The following is a 15,157-nucleotide window of genomic DNA, read 5'->3' on the forward strand; positions in this document are numbered from 1 at the left end:
CTGTTCCAGCCGGCGGCTGGAGAAAATACCCGTCGCGTAGCCATAGACCAGAATCGCCAGCAGCGTCGCCGGATGATAGGCTTTCGATCCGCGCCCAGCGTACTGTTGAATGAGTTTGGAAAGATCAAGCTGGTCGATCACGTCAACAATGAACCGGGCCAGATGATCCTGGTTCAGCCAATCGTCCAGTGACGGCGGGAGTAGATAGTCGGTCTTGCGGTCAGCGACAATGAAGTGGGCCATGTGACGACTCGGTAGCTCGAACAAAGTATGATTTTATCATGTGCGGTTCACGGCGCTGGGAAAGTCCGACAGGCTGCTAGGCGACGGCCGAGAAAAAGCGACAAGGAAACTGAAACAAACCTATGTGCGGAATAACTGGAATTTTCGATACCCGTGGCCGGCGTGACATTGATCGTCGCGTCCTCTCGAGGATGAACGAGTCGCAGCACCATCGCGGCCCCGACGAAGGGGGCTTGCACCTCGAACCGGGTGTCGGCCTGGGCCATCGCCGGCTCTCGATCATCGACCTTTCCACCGGCCAGCAGCCGCTCTACAACGAGGATCAGAGCGTTTGCGTGGTGTTCAACGGTGAAATCTACAACTACCAGGAGCTGATCCCGGAATTGCAGGCGCTGGGCCACGTTTTCCATACGCGTAGCGATACCGAGGTCATCGTTCACGCCTGGGAGGCCTGGGGAGAGGACTGCGTGCAACGTTTTCGCGGCATGTTCGCCTTTGCCCTCTGGGATCGTAATCGCGAGACGCTCTTCCTGGCGCGCGACCGCTTGGCCGTCAAGCCGCTGTACTACGCGATGTTGCCCGATGGCATCTTTCTCTTCGGCTCCGAGCTCAAGTCGCTGCTGGCACACGGCGGCCTGGCGCGCGATATTGATCCCCTGGCGGTCGAGGAATACTTCGCCCTTGGCTACGTCGCCGAACCGCGGACGATCTTTCACCAGGCCCGGAAGCTGCCGCCGGCGCACCTGTTGAGCGTTCGTCGCGGGCAAGCGCTGGCCGCGCCGAAGGCTTACTGGGACGTGCGTTTCAGCCTTGACCAGCAGCTACCGGTAGACGAGGCATGTGAGAAACTCAACGAAATCCTGCGCGAGTCGATTCGGCTGCGCATGATCTCGGAAGTGCCGCTAGGCGCCTTTCTGTCCGGTGGTGTCGATTCGAGTGCAGTTGTGGCGCTGATGGCCGGCTTGTCCAACGAGCCGGTCAATACCTGCTCGATGGCTTTTGAGGATCCAGCCTACAATGAAGCCGCCTTCGCGCAGGAGGTCGCGGCTCGCTATCGAACCAATCATCATTGCGAACTGGTTGCCAGCGACGACTTCGATCTGATCGACACCCTGGCCCGCTTGTACGACGAGCCCTATGCCGACAGTTCAGCGATCCCAACCTATCGGGTGTGCCAGCTGGCGCGCAAGCATGTGACGGTGGCTCTTTCCGGTGACGGTGGCGACGAGACTTTCGGCGGTTATCGTCGCTACCGCATGCACTTGATGGAAGAGCGTTTGCGTTCGGCGTTGCCGTATGGTGTGCGGCGGCCCCTGTTTGGTGTGCTCGGGCGGATATATCCGAAAGCGGACTGGGCGCCGCGCATTTTTCGCGCCAAGACCACTTTCGAAGGCATGGCCAGAACGGCGGTCGAGGCCTATTTCCATTCCGTGTCGATCATGCGCGGGCCAATGCGAACGAAGCTGTTCAGTGGCCGCTTCCGGCGCGAAATCGATGGCTACAGCGCGCAGGACGTTTTTTCGTTACCACGCCGGCAAGGCTGGCACTGACGACCCTCTGGCGCTGATCCAGTACCTCGATCTCAAGACCTACCTGGTCGGTGACATCAATACCAAGGTTGATCGTGCCAGCATGGCGCATTCGCTCGAAGTCCGCGAACCGCTGATGGATCACCGGCTGGTGGAATGGATGGCGACGCAACCGTCGTCGCTCAAAGTGTGTGGACAGGAAGGCAAGTTCTTGCTGAAGAAGGCGATGGAGGCCAGTCTGCCGCACGACATCCTTTATCGTCGGAAAATGGGCTTCGCCGTGCCGCTCGCGCGCTGGTTTCGTGGCCCCTTGCGGGAACGAGTCCGCCAAGCGGTGCTCGGTTCCCGTCTGGCAGAGACGGGCTGGTTCAATCAGGATTATCTCCGTCATCTCGTTGATGCCCATCAGTCGGGAGCACGCGACTACAGCGCGCCGCTGTGGACGGTGCTGATGTTCGAGGCTTTCCTGCGCAATGTGCTGGATGCTCCGGCCGAACTGGTCGCCGTGGCAACGGAAGGTCAGGGACCGAGATGAACCTGCGACGCGTCACATGAGCAATGTTCTCTACCTGGTCCACCGCTTACCCTATCCACCAAACAAGGGCGACAAGGTACGCTCGTTTCACCTGCTCAAGCACCTGGCTGCACGGCACCGGGTGTTCCTGGGCACTTTTATCGACGACCCGCAGGACGAGGCTTATGTCGAGGTTGTTGCCAGCTATTGTGCGCAGATGCATATTGCCCGGCTCTCTCCGAGGATTGCCAAGCTGCGTAGCCTGAGGGGCTTGCTTAACGGTCAAGCGCTGACACTTGCCTATTACCGCAATACTGCCTTGCAGGCATGGGTTGACCGCATGCTGCGAGACGAAGGAATCGATGCCGTGGTCGTCTTTTCTTCGGTCATGGCGATGTTTGTTGAGGGGGGGTCACGGCGCAAACTGGTCGATTTCGTCGATGTTGACTCGCTGAAATGGGTGCAGTATGCGCCGCAACACCCTTGGCCAATGTCCTGGCTCTACCGGCGGGAGGGTTCGAGATTACTGGCTTTTGAGCGCTCGGTGGCCGTTCAGTCCGGGCGATCGTTCTTTGTCACCCAGGCCGAGGCGGACCTGTTTTGCGGCCTTGCACCAGAGTGCGCCGGCAACGTTGAAGCGATGTGTAACGGTGTCGATGCCGATTACTTTTCACCGCAGCATGACTTGCCCGTGCCCTTCGACTCGCAGGAAATAGCCCTCGTGTTCACCGGCGCAATGGACTACTGGCCAAACATCGATGCCGTGAGCTGGTTCGCCACGGAGATTCTGCCTTCCTTGTTGCAGAGTTGGCCCAACATCCGTTTTTACATTGTCGGACGCAGCCCAACCGCCGCGGTCCTGGCCCTGGCCGGAAAGCAAATCGTCGTCACCGGCACGGTGCCCGACGTGCGCCCGTATTTGCGCCATGCGGCGGTCGTCGTTGCCCCCCTGCGCCTGGCGCGCGGCGTGCAGAACAAAGTCCTGGAAGCGATGGCCATGGGCTTGCCGGTCGTTGCTTCGCAGGAATGCTCGACCGCCATCGATGCCATTCCGGAGCGGGATTTCCTGACAGCAGGGACTGTTTCACAGTTTGTTTCTCAGGTTGAAGCGATACTTGGCGAGCCAGACCGGGCTCGATTGATCGGAACGGCTGCACGTGAGCGCGTATTGGCACGCTACAGTTGGGACGCGCACCTCTCCATCATTGACCGCTATCTTGAGCCGTGAAATCCTTCTCCTTACTCCGCACGCCGCGTCGTTCGCCCGATTCCTCCGTACTTCCTGACAGGATCGCGGCAATTTTTCGGAGTGACTCCGTTTTCGGCAAGGCAACCGGCTTCGTCAGTGACGCCGATGGCAGGCTGGATCGCCGTGGCCGGATGGGGCGATGAACATGCGCATTCTGCACATCCTGGATCATTCCATCCCTCTGCACAGCGGCTACACTTTCCGTACGCTTTCGATCCTTCGCGAGCAGCGCAAGCTCGGCTGGCAAACCTTTCATCTCACCACACCGAAGCAGCTTAACTGCCAGGCAGCCGAGGAAAACGTGGACGGCTGGCACTTTTACCGCACAGCCGCCCCAACGCTTGCCGGTTTGCGGCTGCCCGGCATCAATGAACTGGGTGTGATGCGCCAGGTGGAAAAGCGCCTGATGGAGGTGGTCGAAATCGTCAAGCCCGATATTCTGCACGCCCACTCACCGGTACTTAACGCCATTCCGGCCTTGCGCGTTGGCAAGCGCCTGGGTTTGCCGGTGGTGTATGAGGTGCGGGCGTTCTGGGAAGATGCGGCGGTCGATCATGGAACCACCACCGAGGGCAGTCTTCGCTACCGCCTTACACGGCGCCTGGAAACCCATGCCCTGCAGCGCGCCGACCACGTTTTTACGATCTGCAACGGCTTGCGCAACGATATCGTCGCGCGTGGCGTTCCGGCCGAAAAAGTGACGGTGATCGCCAATGGCGTCGATATCGAATCCTTCGCTGTCGGCGGCGAGCCCAACCTCGCGCTCAAGGAGCGCCTGGGCCTGCAAGGCGCGACCGTGATTGGCTTCATCGGTTCTTTTTACGCGTATGAAGGGCTCGATCTCCTTCTTGATGCGCTGCCGCAGATTCTCAGGGGGCGCCCCGAGGTGCGCGTGCTGCTCGTCGGTGGCGGCCCGCAGGATCAGGCGCTCAGGCAACAGCTTGACCGCCTCGGATTGGCCGACAAAGTGGTGTTCACCGGTCGCGTCCCGCACGCTGAAGTCCAGCGCTATTACGATCTTGTAGACGTCCTGGCCTATCCGCGCCATTCAATGCGCCTCACCGAGTTGGTTACACCGCTCAAGCCGCTTGAGGCCATGGCCCAGGGACGCCTGTTTGTGGCTTCCGATGTCGGCGGCCACAAGGAGTTGATCCGCCATGGCGAAACCGGCATTCTTTTCAAGGTCGGCGATGCTTCTGCGCTGGCTGAGGCGGTCTTGCAACTGCTCGCCGATGGTAGCCGCTGGGCGGATTATCGTGCGGCCGGTCGTCATTTCGTCGAACAGGAACGCAACTGGCAGCGTAGCGTCGCCAACTATCAGCGACCCTTTGCGCGTCTGTTCGAGTCAAGGCGCTAGGATGATCAGCCGCGCTCGCCAGCCCGATACTGCGCCGCTGTCGCGGCTTGCGCCAGCCGGCACAGAGCTGGCGGGCGGCCTGAGGACAGTTGCTCTGCGGCAGCGGTCTTCGTCAAAATAAGCAGCAGAAACTCGTTCTCCAGGCCAAGCCGTTGCTGCTCGTCGCTACACGGTAGTCCGCGCTTGCTCGACGCGCGAGTGAGTTCCAGGAGGGCGGCGCTGATCCCGCCGTGGTGTTGACGGCCAGAGATGGAGGGGCATGGATATTTACACATCGTTTGCAGCGAACCTGCTGTTCCCGCTGCACGAAAAACTCAAGAAGCACTCCACGACGGCAGTCAAACTTGAGCTGGAGCGCAGCCAGTGGCTGCCAGCGGAGCAACTACGCGCCCTGCAACTGGCCAGGTTACGCGAGTTCCTTAGCGACTGCGCTGCGCACGTGCCCTACTATCGCGATCTGTTTCGCGCGCTGGATTTTGTTCCCGCCGAGATCACCGCCATTAGCGATCTGGCCCGTTTGCCCGTGCTGACGAAGGATGTCATCCGCCGCGACTTCGACCGCTTGCGTTCCAGTGCGCCAGAGGCAGTGCGGCTATTTTCCACGACCGGCTCGACCGGGGATCCCCTGCGCTTCAACATCAGCAAGACCCGCATCAGCCGCGACGTGGCGGCCAAATGGCGTGCCACGCGTTGGTGGGACGTTGATATCGGTGACCGCGAAATGGTGATCTGGTCGAGTCCGATTGAATTGACCCGGCAAGATCGCGTCAAGCAGGTCCGCGATTGGCTATTGCGTACCAGGCTGCTGCCGTCGGCGACGATGTCGCCAACAGATATGGATCGCTTCATTGCGGAAATCTGCCGCTTCCGACCGAAAATGTTGTTCGGTTACCCCTCATCAATGACGCTGATCGCACAACGGGCCGAGCAACAAGGAGTCCCTCTCAACCAGCTCGGCATCAAGGTGGCCTTTTGCACGGCGGAGCGCCTGTATCCACATCAGGCCGATGTGCTGCAACGAGTATTCGGTTGTCCGGTTGCGAATGGCTATGGTGGTCGTGATTCAGGTTTCATCGCCCACGCTTGCCCGCAGGGCGGAATGCACATTACCGCCGAGGATATCGTTGTCGAAATTGTCGACCAACAGGGCAGGCCAGTGCCTGCGGGCGTGCCGGGCGATGTGGTGGTGACCCACCTGTACAGCAGTTGCTTTCCGTTCGTTCGCTACCGCAACGGCGATGTGGCCGTGCTCGACGATGGTCAATGCGCCTGCGGTCGTGGTCTGCCATTGCTGAAAGAGATACACGGCCGTAGCAATGACGTGCTCCTGGCTGAAGACGGTTCGGTAGTGCTCGCCATTGCATTTGCCATAGTGCTGCGGGACATGCCCGGGGTTAATGGCTTCAAGCTGATCCAGGAAACCCTGTCATTTTGCCGTCTGCAACTGGTGACTGATGCTAGCTTTCGGCCATCAGCAAGCGAGCAGGAGCTGCGCAGCACTTTCCGTACAAGGCTTGGTGCGGGTGTTCGGCTGGACATCGAATATGTCGAAACGATCGAGGCAGAGGCCAGCGGCAAGTATCGCTATGTGGAGAGCAAAGTAAGTCAGCAGCAGGTCGCGCAGGCCGGCGGCTGTACTTCTTGAGCAGCAGGCAGCCGCAGCTGAATGTAAACGCGGCGTGACGGATTTCCTCGTCGTCGCTACTGGACCGGGATACTCTAGGACCCGTTCTGGTGCCGCCATGCAATTTTCGAAAGCACCGTAGCGAAGGGCGCGTGTGGGGCGAAGGAGCGTGCTCCTGCGGCGCGCGTGTTTGTACTCGGTCGTGCGTTTCGATCGAACGGTTCGCGGTGTATGAAACCTGCTTGAAAAATAATGAAAGGCACCCATGGGAGTTCACTCTTTCGGTTTGAGCTGCATCAGCGTAGCGCTCGTGCAACGTTCAGTTTGCGCGAACTGGCAATGACTGGCGATGCAACGCAAATTGCCGATAGCGGCTCGCTGAGGCCGGCGGTCTGCGTGGTGGGCCCCCTGCCACCACCCTCCGGTGGAATGGCCAATCAGTGTGAGCAACTCGTCCGTCTATTTGGCGAAGAAGGGAGCCGCGTCGAGCTGGTACGTACCAATGCGCCCTACTGGCCAGCCTGGGTGGGGAGGCTGCCGGTACTGCGCGCCGCCGTTCGCCTTTTGCCGTACCTACTGCAACTTTGGCGGGGCGCGGGGCGGGCGCAGGTGATTCATGTCTTCGCTAATTCCGGGTGGTCCTGGCATCTGTTAACGGTGCCGGCGATCTTGATCGCACGCTTGCGGAGCATTCCCGTGATCATCAATTATCGGGGCGGGAATGCGGATTCCTTTTTTTTCACGAGCCCCATGGCACGTGCGCTACCTGCTTTCTCGGGTGGCTCTTCGGGTCACTCCGTCAGGATTTCTTCAGGGGGTCTTTTCAAGTTACGGTTTAACAGCCGAGGTCATACCGAACATTATCGATCTCTCACGTTTTTCGCCAGGCCCGCCACGCGCGTTCGCTTACTCGCCGCATGTGGTGGTGACCCGAAATCTGGAGCCGATCTACGGCATTCCAACCGCGATTCGTGCTTTCGCGCAGATCGTTCCGTCATACCCGCAGGCGCGCCTGACCGTCGCCGGAAGCGGCCCTGAACTCTCCCGTTTGCAGGCGCTGGTCGCCGAGCTAGGCTTGCAGAGCAGCGTTTGCTTCTCGGGTCGCATCGAAAACTCTGAGATCCCGGCGCTCTACGCATCGGCTGATTGCTTGCTGAACCCAAGTACGGTTGATAACATGCCGATCTCCATTCTTGAGGCCTTCGCGAGCGGTGTGCCGGTGGTCAGTACCAGTGCCGGTGGGATTCCCGACATGGTTGAGCAGGGCGTGTCCGGCTTGCTGGTGCCGATAGGCGACCATGATGCCATGGCCCGGGAACTGCTCCGTGTTTTGCAGGACGTCTCGCTGGCTGCAGATTTGCGGCAGGCCGGTCTGCTGCAGGCAGAGAGGTACGCCTGGCCCCGGGTGCGAACGCAGTGGCTGGACGCCTATCGGCGCGTGGCTGGCGCAAGGAGAACATCTTGATTCCGCGTCGGGAAGCTGTTCGTGCTCCCGGTTCCTGCCGTATTGGCACCTTGACCGTCTTTGTACAAGCAGCCGGTTCAGCTTGGCCAGAGGTCTGCGCTAGAGGCATCTGGTTGCCGCTCGCTGCAATCCTCTGCGCTGTGGCTGCCGGTGCGCACTGCCTGGCGGGAGCACCCACCCTGAACAGGGTTCAGGGAGAACGCAATGCGTGATTTGTTGATAGTCGGCATCGTCCTTGCGGCTCTGCCGTTTGCGCTCCGTCATACGTGGATGGCGGTGATGTTGTGGACCTGGATCAGCGTCATGAACCCCCACAGGCTGGCCTACGGCTTTGCGGCCACTGCTCCGATTGCGGCTGTCGCGGCGGGTGCGGCCTTACTTTCGTTGGTCATTACGCGCGACAAATTGCGCATGGCCTGGTCACCGCCCGTGGTTGCGCTGCTTCTCTTCATGCTTTGGGTGTGTCTGACGACCCTCTTTGCCGTGAATTTGGATGGGTCCTCGAGTCGGCTGAATGACGTCCTGAAGATTCAGCTAATGACGTTCGTGGCCTTGATGGCCTTGCACGAACGGAAACACATCGAGGTGTTTGTGTGGGTCATCATGCTCTCGGTTGGTTACTACGCCTTCAAGGGTGGGTTCTTTACGATCATGACCGGTGGCGCACATCGGGTCTGGGGTCCTCCCGGCGGTTTCTTTGAGGACAACAACGCATTCGCGGTTGCCGTGATCATGGTCATACCGCTGATGAACTACCTGCGCCTGGTCGCTTCGAGTCAGTGGTTGCGTCGTGGTCTGGTGGTACTGATGTTGTTGGCAGCGGCAGCAGCGCTGGGCACACAGTCACGCGGAGGTCTGGTGGCAATATCTGCCATGGCCATGGTGTTCTGGTATCGCTCCGATCGGAAGTTTGCAGCTGCCGTGGTAATCATGATTGTCGCCGTTGCCTTGATTTCCTTCATGCCAGGGTCGTGGGAAGCGCGAATGTCGACGATGCAGAACTACGAGCAGGACGCGTCTGCCTCGCAGCGACTTGAGGCTTGGCGGACAGCCATCAACATCGCCAATAGCCGAGTCACGGGCTTGGGTTTCTCGATGTATGACTGGGCTACGGCTGCGATATATGCCCCGCCGGAGGTCTCCAAAATACGGGCAGCACACAGCATCTTCTTCGCCGTGCTGGGCGAGCATGGTTATATCGGCCTGTTCTTGTTTGTGCTTATCTGGTGGCTGACCTTCCGCGTGGCGGCGCAAACGCGCAAGCAAGCCGCTAACCGACCAGAGGCGGCGTGGGTTCATACCCTGGCCGGGATGTGCCAAGTCTCGCTGGTAGGTTATCTGGTCGGCGGGGCATTCCTGAGTCTTTCCTATTTCGACGTGCCCTACAACATCATGGTCATTCTGGTGGTCAGTCAACGGTGGTTGAACGAGCACCCGGCGCAAGAAACACCTGCCGGCTTCTCGTCTGTACAGCCTTCTCAAGCAACGCTTCCAGCGAACACCACGCAGCAGGTGCTGACATGATTGTGAAAACTCTTGCTCGAGTTCTGGCGCCCGGAGGGCCCCGAGGACGCCTGTCGATCCTGATCTTTCATCGTGTCCTCGCACATCCGGATTCGGTTATGAGGTGTGATCCGGACGCCGCCCAGTTCGAACTGATCATTGGCTGGTTGAAGCAGTGGTTTAACGTTCTACCGCTGGACGAGGCGGTCGCGCGGCTGAACGCGCATTCGCTGCCGCCGCGGGCTGCGGCAATTACTTTTGACGATGGCTACGCCGACAATTACGCTGTCGCCATGCCGATACTTCAGCGGCATGGTTTGAGCGCAACTTTTTTTTGTCGCAACCGGCTATCTCGATGGCGGACGAATGTGGAACGACACGCTTGTCGAGGCGGTTCGCCAGTGTGGCAATAGAAGGCTTGATCTTTCGGATGAAGGGCTCGGGACGCATGACTTGAACTCGGACGAAGCGGTTCGCCAAGCGATCGACGCCGTTCTTAAGCTTGTTAAATACCGAGACCCTGAGGAACGTATCAAAGCGGCCACTTACGTTGCCAAGGTCTCAGGCGCCAGATTGCCGACCGATCTGATGATGACCTCGGAGCAGGTGAAGAAGATGCGTCGTGCCGGTATGACGATAGGTGCGCACACCGTCACGCACCCGATTCTCGCCCGCTTGTCGCCCGATGACGCAAGGGCGGAGGTTGCCGAGAGCAAGCAATTCCTGGAGTCCCTGCTGCAGGAGCGGGTAGGCTTGTTTGCCTATCCCAATGGGAAACCGGATGTCGACTATCGGGCGGTGGACGCCGACATGATTCGCGGCCTGGGTTTTGATGCGGCGGTGACCACAGCGTGGGGAGTGGCCGATGCGCGGAGTGACTTGACGCAACTGCCTCGTTTCACGCCGTGGGATCGAACCCGATTTCGTTTCGGCACAAGGCTCGCCAGGAACTTGTTGCAGAACAGATGGTTGCGATCAGGGCAACTGGCCTCGTGATGCCAGGCGGTGTCTTCCCGCCGGCAATGGGGCAGTGCGCGTAGCGCCGTGCACCCGCTCTCCCGCGCCGCGGCAGGAAGCTCGACATGGGCCCAATCTTCCCGCAATGAAGTGCGGGCTGGTGTAGTGCCGCACTGCGCACTCGGCACTGCGCTCTTCGCACGCCAAGCTCCGCATTCCGCACTCCTCATTCCGCATTCCCGACAAGTCTTTCAGCAAACCAACAGCTGCGCGAAAGCCATGCGGTAGCCGGAATTGATAGCGTCCATATTGCGTGCAACACACACGAAAAGGCCAAGACCGCCCTGGCCGCGCTGAGCGAGGCCCTTTCTTTTCTGATCGACCTTGGCTCCGGAGAGCGGACCTCGATGCCGAAGTTCGGTGAAGCCATGCGCTCCTTCGTCGTCAAGGCCCTGGCCATCGCCGAAGTGCATCCGGAAATTCTCCCCGGCAGCCTGAGCTTGAAGAATATCGCGTCGACGTCCACCTCATCGAAGCGCTCTACCCCATTCGCTAGGCCATCGAAACCCTCGTCCGTCGGATCGAAGACAGCTATTTCGCCGCTGGCGGCGAAGCCTACGGCAGCGCCTTGCTGGTGTACCAGTACGCCAAAGTCCACCACATCCACACCGGCGCACTCGAACAAACCCTCGACGGTTCATGACTTTCATGATCGGGGTAGGGGTGGTCTGCGCGTGTCATGACCGTTTGTCGGCAGCACGCCCGCGAGACTGCGCTCGAAGCTGTGTTCATGCCGACGGCGTTACTGGCGGAGCGGCCTCCAGCGTCACCTGTAAGCGGCTGTTTGGACTGATGGTCCTACTCGCGAGTTGGGTGACGAAGGATGTCTTCCAGTTGTCGCGCCGGTTGCGTGGGTCGTCGCTGCCGATCGCGAAGCCGGCGAAGTTTGCGCCGAAGTCGATTTGCGGTGGGCTTTGCCCCGGCGCCGGCTGCTCCGGCCACGCCTGCGGCGCCGCAAAGGTCAAGGGCAGGCGGGTCGGCAGCCTTGGAACCTCTGGCCATGGGAGGCCATTCATCCTTTGGCCGATCTTCGATGCATCCCAAAAAGTGATTCGTTTGTCGGCATCGATGTCGGCAAGCAGGAGTGGATCGATCCGGGACCAGGCGGCAAATCCATCGTCTGTCCCAGTCGCAGTGCGCTGAATTAGCGTCACATCAGCCCATTCCCAGGTACCGTTGCCGTTGCTGTCACCGACGTAGCCGACCACGTGCTGGCCGTCGCGGTCGACGCCGGCCAGGGACTGCGCGTTGATCGACACCTGCTGGATATCGAGTATCTGCTGCGCGCCGTACGGGGCCGTCGCCGGTACGCTGGCGACGAGGTCGAGCAGCGTGACCGTGCCGGCGGCGATGGCCGTTTCCGACGCGATGCTCACCCGGAGCTCGCCGGCGACTGAGCGGTCGATCGCCAGCAAAGCGTCCGCGGGCAGGCCGGAACCCGGGAGCGCAGCGCTGATTACCAGCAGCGATGGATCGAAACGGATGACGAAGCTCAAGCGCCGCACCTCACCCGGGCTGAGCAGCGTCAGCGGAAGATGTTTGCCGGCAGCCGGCACATTGACCGCCTGGCCGGGTCCGCGCATGAAGTGGGGCAGCGAGAGCTGTGTTGTTGGCAGGGCGTCGAGAGAAAACGAGGCCTGGTAATCGTCGCCAGCGACGCCGTCAGCGTTGCCGTCGAGAGTGCTCCATACGCCGCGAAACGCCTGCGGCCCGCTCGTCAGCGTCAGTTGGTAGGTGTCGGGGTGGAGACCGCCGCCGCCGATCAGGTAGCGCAACCCTCGGTAGTCGGCGTCGATGACCAGGGATCCATTGATTACCCCGGTGCTGCCTGTGAGAAGGATGTCAGTCGTACGGAGAACGGTGAGCAGCGAGTCGTAGAGCTTGATCTGACTGGCGTCGAAGACGTTGTTGAAACGCACCGCAAAGCCGCCGTAATCGTAGCTGAACGAACTGACTTGCAAGGGGAGTGGTAGCACGGCCACGGCCAGCGGTTCGAGAGTATAGCTGCCATCCTCGTCCATGGCGCTGGCGCGAATACGGACTTCGCCGAGTATTCCCGTGTAGCGGTGGCTGACCTGGCCAGGGTTGCCGGCGATGTCCACAATGTCGACGACCTGACCATCGCCCCAGTCGATTCGCCAGCTGTCGATGCGGTCGTCGCCCGGATCGCTGCTGCTCAGGGTGAGCGTGAAGTCCTCGCCAGTGTAGGTCGCCTGCAGACCACTGGCGCTCAGCGTCGGCGCCACGTTGAGCACGTTCAGCGTGAAGTGAGTGCTCGCTGATTCACCCGCCGTATCGCTGACGCGCACGCAGAAATAGTGGTTGGCGTCGCCGTCTCTCGCTTGCCAGTCGATGCTCCCGGTGGTCGGGTCTATCGTCGCTCCGGCCGGCGCGGCATCGAGGGAATATCGCAGGATATCGCCAGTGTCGACGTCGCTTCCGGAAGCGTTGGCGGTGAAGTGCTGGCCTTCGAGCAGCGTGAGCCCGCTGGTTGGGGCGATCTCGGCCAGTGTCGGCGCGTCGTTGACTGGCGTGACGATCAGGCGGACGGTCGCGAGATTCGATTCGACACCGTCGCTGAGCAGCCGATAGGTGAAGCGATCGTCGCCGTGCCAATCCGCGTGCGGGCGGTAGGTGATGCTGCCATCGGCGTTGGCGGCAACATCGCCATGCGCAGGGCCGTCGATGAGGATGGGGACGAGCGCGGGGACGATGCCGTTCGTTTCGCCGCCGGGGTTGTTGCCCAGGTCCCAGCCCAAATCGTTGCCGAGGACGTCGATGGTCACCGGCGTGTCTTCGGCCGTGGTAGCGACATCGTCGCGGGCTTCAATGCTATGGCCGCCGCCGAGATGAAGGTCGCGGATGCTGACCTGGCTGCTGGCGGCAGCCGCGCCGCGCCCAAAGCCGATCAGGTCGAAGCTCAGGTTGACTACGGTACCCGTCGCGATGCCGGTGAGGTCGACAACGACCGACAGACTGCCGTCGGCGTTGCGGAGTGTCGTGACGCCAGCGGACTTGTGCTCGCTGCCATCGGCTTGCAGGTTGAGGATCGCGTCGTTGTCAGCCAGGCCGGTGCCTCCCATCAGTGACAGGCCGGTACTGGCGTCGATCAGCGCCACTTCGACGGCGTCGTCGGGGGCTGCGTCCACGTCGTTCAGCGCGATATCGGCCAAGGTGAAGGACAGGGTTCGATCATTGGCGCCGAGCACAAAGGCCTGGTTGAGGCGGGTTTGCGAGGCGGCCGTTTCCTTGAGCGTCGCGAACTCCGGCACGAAAATTACTGCGCCGTTGGTGGACCACCAGTCAGCGCCGTCGATGAAAGCGGGGTCAAGCAGGGTGGGGTTGGCCACGATACTGAATTGCGTGAGCGTCGCGTTGAGCCTGTCGCCGGTCGGGTCGTTTGGCTCCGGCGGGCGTAGGCGGCTGAGCCGCAGGGAGCCGACGCTGCGGCTCAGCGGCAGCGGTGCGCCGGGCGGGGTAGAGGGATCGTACGGCAGGGGTGCGGAGTCCGTGCCGGCGAGCAGGCCGCGAAGGGCGATGAGTTCGGTGGAAGAGGGCAGGCGGCGGACGCTCGGCAGGAGGGTCGAGGCCATCAGGCCGTGGCTGTCGGCGGTGTGGTCCAGTCCCACGGCGTGGCCGTATTCATGGAGCAGAACGGTGAGCATGTCCATTCTGCCCTCGGCCTCGGAGCCCGGCTTGGCGATCCACTCGAATGGGTTGCTGGTGGGGAGGAATTCGGCGTTGTCGGACGGGGTGGGGTCTATGAACCAGCCGTAGCCGGCGGCGGTGGGGGGAGAGGGTGATTGTTGCGTCGTGCCATTCGCCCGTGGTTTGCCCGATGACTGTTCCTGTAAGATCGCTGAAGCTTAGGATGGGGGCGCTCCTTGCAGCATTAGATCCGTGATGGGTAACATTGTTGGCCACTGAGCTGGTATTACGCACGTTGTAAAAGATGCGCCATTCGCTTTTTTTCGCAGTGTTGCATATATACTCTTTTATAGTTTTCGTAGTCATTATGTGTTTGGGTTGAAATATCTAGGACCTTTATAAAATAAACTACTTTTACATTCTTTCCGCCAATATTAACCAAGACGGTGGCTTCGTCGTTACCAGTGTAGCCGGCTTGAGGTAAGTATTGAAACCGGAATCCGTCTCTTATTAATATTTCTCCGTGTTGTGGTTGTTTAAGTATTTGAACCTTTGCTGCCTCGATGTCCGCTTGCAAATTGCCGTCGAAACGAGCTTCGGGAAATATTTGTCCGCCACTATCTTTTGGGTAAATATCGCGGCCGTTAGAAAACGGGGAGTCGCCCTCGGGTTGCATTCGTTCAAGCGTAGGTGATACAAGGCAGACACCTATTGTTCCATGTAGCAATTCCGGAGCAGTGGCTTCATTTTTTTTGTTGTCGTTCAATAGATGTGTTTTGCTTGCCGATGTCATTTGTTGGGGCGTATGGCATTTCTGCTATTAACATCGTTAATTCTCCCAGAAAGTTATCGCCGTGATATTGCGATCCCTCTAGCAAAGATTGCGCTCCAGTTCCAGGTTCGCCCGTGGGCAATGCTTCATTATAAGGAAGCAAATTTACAGTGACCGGCCCAGTTTTTTTGAGGTGCACGCATATTCAGTGAAAACCCAAACTTCCTGTTGTAGGT

At 60.1% G+C, this 15,157-nt stretch carries 10 protein-coding genes and 2 pseudogenes; 7 read left to right on the top strand and 5 right to left on the bottom strand.

The window, feature by feature from the left end; all coding sequences use genetic code 11:
- Positions 1-243, bottom strand: a 243-nt coding sequence (locus E4Q23_RS11905) for a transposase (protein ID WP_169066842.1), incomplete at its 3' end; no start/stop codon positions are given.
- 122 nt (positions 244-365) lie between these two features.
- Here E4Q23_RS11905 and E4Q23_RS11910 point away from each other — a divergent pair.
- The 7 genes and pseudogenes from E4Q23_RS11910 to E4Q23_RS11940 all read left to right on the top strand — a co-directional run bounded on the left by E4Q23_RS11910 (position 366) and on the right by E4Q23_RS11940 (position 10,480).
- Positions 366-2,307, top strand: a pseudogene (locus E4Q23_RS11910) (XrtA/PEP-CTERM system amidotransferase).
- 16 nt (positions 2,308-2,323) lie between these two features.
- On the top strand, positions 2,324-3,514 hold the full coding sequence (locus tag E4Q23_RS11915; protein WP_169066843.1) for a TIGR03087 family PEP-CTERM/XrtA system glycosyltransferase: 1,191 nt from the start codon (positions 2,324-2,326) through the stop codon (positions 3,512-3,514).
- A 166-nt stretch (positions 3,515-3,680) separates the two neighbouring features.
- On the top strand, positions 3,681-4,892 hold the full coding sequence (locus tag E4Q23_RS11920) for a TIGR04063 family PEP-CTERM/XrtA system glycosyltransferase (RefSeq protein ID WP_169066856.1): 1,212 nt from the start codon (positions 3,681-3,683) through the stop codon (positions 4,890-4,892).
- 259 nt (positions 4,893-5,151) lie between these two features.
- Entirely contained in the window at positions 5,152-6,537 is a 1,386-nt protein-coding gene (locus E4Q23_RS11925) for a phenylacetate--CoA ligase family protein (protein ID WP_169066844.1), read from the top strand.
- 736 nt (positions 6,538-7,273) lie between these two features.
- The gene (locus E4Q23_RS24845; protein ID WP_336511676.1) at positions 7,274-7,981 is read left to right on the top strand and encodes a glycosyltransferase family 4 protein; all 708 of its coding nucleotides are present in this window, start codon (positions 7,274-7,276) and stop codon (positions 7,979-7,981) included.
- A gap of 204 nt (positions 7,982-8,185) precedes the next feature.
- On the top strand, positions 8,186-9,505 hold the full coding sequence (locus E4Q23_RS11935; protein WP_169066845.1) for a putative O-glycosylation ligase, exosortase A system-associated: 1,320 nt from the start codon (positions 8,186-8,188) through the stop codon (positions 9,503-9,505).
- Positions 9,502-10,480, top strand: a pseudogene (locus E4Q23_RS11940) (polysaccharide deacetylase family protein). The gene E4Q23_RS11935 and the pseudogene E4Q23_RS11940 overlap by 4 nt, the downstream one beginning before the upstream one ends.
- A 187-nt stretch (positions 10,481-10,667) precedes the next feature.
- Here E4Q23_RS11940 and E4Q23_RS23275 read toward each other — a convergent pair.
- The 4 genes from E4Q23_RS23275 to E4Q23_RS11960 form a co-directional block, all read right to left on the bottom strand.
- Entirely contained in the window at positions 10,668-11,126 is a 459-nt protein-coding gene (locus E4Q23_RS23275) for a hypothetical protein (protein WP_211203737.1), read from the bottom strand.
- Positions 11,127-11,229: 103 nt separating this feature from the next.
- On the bottom strand, positions 11,230-14,358 hold the full coding sequence (locus tag E4Q23_RS11950) for an Ig-like domain-containing protein (RefSeq protein ID WP_336511677.1): 3,129 nt from the start codon (positions 14,356-14,358) through the stop codon (positions 11,230-11,232).
- A gap of 77 nt (positions 14,359-14,435) precedes the next feature.
- The gene (locus E4Q23_RS11955; RefSeq protein ID WP_169066848.1) at positions 14,436-14,915 is read right to left on the bottom strand and encodes a hypothetical protein; all 480 of its coding nucleotides are present in this window, start codon (positions 14,913-14,915) and stop codon (positions 14,436-14,438) included.
- The gene (locus E4Q23_RS11960; protein ID WP_169066849.1) at positions 14,893-15,120 is read right to left on the bottom strand and encodes a hypothetical protein; all 228 of its coding nucleotides are present in this window, start codon (positions 15,118-15,120) and stop codon (positions 14,893-14,895) included. Before E4Q23_RS11960 ends, E4Q23_RS11955 begins: the two co-directional genes overlap by 23 nt.
- Positions 15,121-15,157 lie beyond the last annotated feature (37 nt).

Origin of the sequence: Candidatus Accumulibacter phosphatis, from assembly GCF_012939955.1 — a bacterium.
Lineage (GTDB): Bacteria > Pseudomonadota > Gammaproteobacteria > Burkholderiales > Rhodocyclaceae > Accumulibacter > Accumulibacter delftensis.

Excerpts from the sequence above, each read along its gene's own strand:
- E4Q23_RS11925 (WP_169066844.1), top strand. The coding sequence starts at position 5,152 with ATGGATATTTACACATCGTTTGCAGCGAACCTGCTGTTCCCGCTGCAC.
- E4Q23_RS11935 (WP_169066845.1), top strand. The coding sequence starts at position 8,186 with ATGCGTGATTTGTTGATAGTCGGCATCGTCCTTGCGGCTCTGCCGTTT.
- E4Q23_RS11920 (WP_169066856.1), top strand. The coding sequence starts at position 3,681 with ATGCGCATTCTGCACATCCTGGATCATTCCATCCCTCTGCACAGCGGC.
- E4Q23_RS11915 (WP_169066843.1), top strand. The coding sequence starts at position 2,324 with ATGAGCAATGTTCTCTACCTGGTCCACCGCTTACCCTATCCACCAAAC.